We start from the raw sequence: 961 nt of genomic DNA, 5'->3' as shown, positions 1-961 counted from the left end.
GTTGTCGGTGTCCCGTTGTTGGGTGTCGCGGGCGGAGGCGCGAATGGCGGCGGCGAGGTCCTCCAGTGCCTGGATGTAGAGCACGAGGTTTTCCCCGGCCGAGGTCGGCGTGCCGACCGCTGTCGCTCGGTCCTGCGCCACCATGGTCAACGCCACCGAACTGGCACTCGGGGAAACGCGTTCCTTGAAGGCAGGAAGGTTCCGCAGCCGGTCCTGCGTGCGATGGGCGATAGTTTCGAACTGGCGGTCCTGCGTTCAATCACCGCCTGGCCGGTAGAGCCTGTCCTACTGCTCGCGGTTCGTCATGTGCGTCGTGTTCCCGATGCGACCCCTCTGAAGATCATGGTTGAAGGGCGAGAGGCCGTGAGCGGTGCGTGCGCGGCCTTCGTCAGTCTGTCGCTGTGCTCGGTGGGGGTTCTGCTGCACGGTGTGAGCTGAGGTGGTGAGCTCAGTTCTGCTCGCGGGGGAGTTCAGGTTCGACCACGGCGGCGACCCGCTCGGCGGCCTCGCAGGCGGCCTCCTGTGATTCGGCCCAGCTGATTGCGACGGTGGCGTGGGCATTTTCGCCGAGTTCCATGGAGATCTGGCACATGTTCGGGTCGCTGTCGTCGGTGATGAGGAGTGCGAGGAGTGGTCCGACCTGGTGGTCCGTGGAGTTGAAGTCTGTCAGGTCCAGTTCATCCAATGCTCGATCCCCCCGGATACTGATGGACATCAGTGGGGTTTCCAGTGGAGCCACCGTGTACTGGCACATATAAAGAATTCCCGCGTCGGTGAAATCAGCTGTGGCGGGGTCGAATCCGAGGTCGGTGATTTGGTTGTCGTCGAGTACTTCGCAGGGGAGGAGGTTGGCGATTTCCTCGGTGAAGGCCGAGTTGTCGGGGCTGGTGGGTGTGGTGGAGTGGGTGGTGTCTTGGGCGGTGGGGGTGTGGGCTTGTCCGGTGGTTTCGGTGGTGCAGCC

At 63.5% G+C, this 961-nt stretch carries 2 protein-coding genes; one reads left to right on the top strand and one right to left on the bottom strand.

Features of this window, described 5'->3' with window-relative positions:
• The first annotated feature begins 222 nt into the window (after positions 1–222).
• A complete protein-coding gene (locus ACTIDRAF_RS34050; protein WP_157163200.1) occupies positions 223–438 on the top strand; it encodes a hypothetical protein in 216 nt (71 codons plus the stop codon).
• A 10-nt stretch (positions 439–448) separates the two neighbouring features.
• Here the strand turns inward: ACTIDRAF_RS34050 and ACTIDRAF_RS30490 are convergent.
• Positions 449–961 (bottom strand): DUF3558 domain-containing protein (locus tag ACTIDRAF_RS30490; protein ID WP_016700870.1); only part of this gene is annotated, 513 nt, incomplete at its 5' end.

Origin of the sequence: Actinoalloteichus spitiensis RMV-1378 (assembly GCF_000239155.1) — a bacterium.
Lineage (GTDB): Bacteria > Actinomycetota > Actinomycetes > Mycobacteriales > Pseudonocardiaceae > Actinoalloteichus_B > Actinoalloteichus_B spitiensis.
Note: the sequence above shows the minus strand (reverse complement) of the source record. Positions and strands in the feature narration are given on the sequence as shown.